The sequence below is a fragment of the Arthrobacter sp. Y3223164 genome, assembly GCF_059091005.1.
In genome coordinates this window covers 1-2,173 of record NZ_JBNHGF010000427.1, presented here as the reverse complement: position 1 = coordinate 2,173, position 2,173 = coordinate 1, and the positions used below count along the sequence as shown (strand labels likewise).

Genomic DNA, 2,173 nt, shown 5'->3' with positions numbered 1-2,173 from the left:
ACGCCCGCAGCGTGCTGGCCGCCGTGGACACGGCCACCGGCGTGCAGCGGATCCTGCTGGAGAGCCCGGACACCGACTATGCGCCGGGCCCGGTCAGCCCCGACAACCGCACCGTTGTGGTGGTCTGCGAGACCGTCTCCGGGCCGCAGACCATTCCTTCCGTGACCCTTGGCCTGCTCCCGCTGGCCGGCGGCGAGTTGCGGCCGCTGGCAGCCGACTGGGACCGCTGGCCCAGCCCCGCAGCCTGGCTGCCCGACGGTTCGGGCCTGCTGGTCACCGCAGACGACGGCGGCCGCACCCCGGTGTTCTGCATCGACGTCGTCACCGGTGCCGTGCGCCAGATGACGCTCGACGATGCGGCCTACACCGACGTCGTGGTCAGCCCGGACGGGCAGTTCGCCTACGCGCTGCGCAGCTCCTACCTGTTTCCGCCCGAGCCGGTGCGCATCGACCTGTCCTCCGGCGAGGCCACGGTCCTGCCCTCGCCCGCACCCCGCCCGGAGGTGGGCGGGAGGCTGGAAGAGATCACGACGACGGTGGCCGCCCGGGGCGCGAACATTCCGGTGCGCGCCTGGCTGGCCCTGCCCGCTGAAGCGTCAGCGCAAAAGCCGGCGCCGCTGGTGCTGTGGGTGCACGGCGGCCCGCTCGGCTCCTGGAACGCATGGAGCTGGCGCTGGTGCCCCTGGCTGCTGGTGGCGCAGGGGTACGCGGTCCTGCTGCCGGACCCGGCCCTGTCCACCGGCTACGGCGACGACTTCATCCGGCGGGGCTGGGGGCAGTGGGGGCAGGCGCCCTATGAGGACCTGATGGCCATCACCGACGCCGCCGTGCAGCGTGATGACATCGACGGGACGCGGACGGCCGCGATGGGCGGTTCCTTCGGCGGTTACATGGCCAACTGGATCGCCGGGCATACCGACAGGTTCCGGGCCATCGTCACCCACGCCAGCCTCTGGGCGCTGGACCAGTTCGGGCCGACGACGGACGTCTCCCCGTACTGGGAGCGGGAGATGACGCCGGAGATGGCCCTGGAGAACTCCCCGCACCTGCACGTGCAGAACATCAACACCCCCATGCTGGTGGTGCACGGGGACAAGGACTACCGGGTGCCAATCGGGGAAGGGCTGCGGCTCTGGTACGAACTGTTGTCGCGCTCGCAGCTGGCCGCCGGAGCGGACGGGAAGACCCCGCACCGGTTCCTGTACTTCCCGGACGAGAACCACTGGGTGCTCTCACCGCAACATGCCCGGATCTGGTATTCGGTGGTGTGCAACTTCCTCGCCCGCCACGTGCTGGAGCAGGAGACGGAGTTGCCGGCCGAACTGGGGCTTTAGACTGGCTGGGTGACCGACGCCTTCAGTATCCGCCCCGCCCGCACCTCCGACGTCGTCCAGATCCGCCGGCTGGTCAAGCCGCTGGCCGACAAGCGGGTGCTGCTGGAGAAGGAGGCCGTGGCGTACTTCGAAGGCATCCAGGAGTTCCGGGTCGCGGAGACCCCGGCGGGCGAGATCGTGGGCTGCGGGGCCGTGCACGTCATGTGGGAGGACATCGCCGAGGTCCGCACGCTGGCCACCGCGGCGCACTGGCGGGGCAGGGGAGTGGGCCGGGCCCTGCTCGACGAGCTGATCGCCGCCGCCAAGGACCTGGGCGTCAGCCGCGTGTTCTGCCTGACCTTCGAGGTGGACTTTTTCACCCGGCACGGTTTCGAGGTGATGGCCGACCAGTCGGTGGTGGACCCCGAGGTGTATTCCGAGCTGCTGCGTTCCACGGACGAAGGCGTGGCGGAGTTCCTCGACCTGGCCCGGGTCAAACCCAATACCTTGGGCAACACGCGGATGATCCGCAGGCTTTGATCGCCCGTCCGTCGACACGTTCCGCCCGGGCCCCTAGGGTGGAGGCGTTGGGGAGGGAACAGCCGGCCCCTCGCGCCGGCGCGACGGTAAGGATGACCATGGGTGTGGAAGATGTCCCCGGCGGCGGCAAGGCAGAGCAGCAGGACGGCTCAGCCAAACTGCAGGGAGACAAGCTGGACGGCCTCAGGGACAAGGCCGGTGATGCCGACGACGACCAGCAGGAGCAGAGCGGCGGCAGCGGCGGACCGGGCGGCCAGGCCGACTGAAGTGTCGGGGGCCGGCAGGATCCTTCCGGCGGCGGGGACAACTAGCGGCCCCGC

3 protein-coding genes are annotated in these 2,173 nt (G+C 70.4%); all 3 read left to right on the top strand.

Annotation, left to right across the window (positions count from 1 at the left end):
- Window positions 1–1,334, top strand: a 1,334-nt coding sequence (locus AC5RUJ_RS14980) for a S9 family peptidase (RefSeq protein ID WP_494156110.1), incomplete at its 5' end; no start/stop codon positions are given.
- Window positions 1,335–1,343: 9 nt separating this feature from the next.
- Entirely contained in the window at window positions 1,344–1,853 is a 510-nt protein-coding gene (locus AC5RUJ_RS14975; protein WP_493988474.1) for an amino-acid N-acetyltransferase, read from the top strand.
- A 98-nt stretch (window positions 1,854–1,951) separates the two neighbouring features.
- A complete protein-coding gene (locus tag AC5RUJ_RS14970; RefSeq protein ID WP_494128726.1) occupies window positions 1,952–2,119 on the top strand; it encodes a hypothetical protein in 168 nt (55 codons plus the stop codon).
- Window positions 2,120–2,173 lie beyond the last annotated feature (54 nt).

Excerpts from the sequence above, each read along its gene's own strand:
- AC5RUJ_RS14970 (WP_494128726.1), top strand. The coding sequence starts at position 1,952 with ATGGGTGTGGAAGATGTCCCCGGCGGCGGCAAGGCAGAGCAGCAGGAC.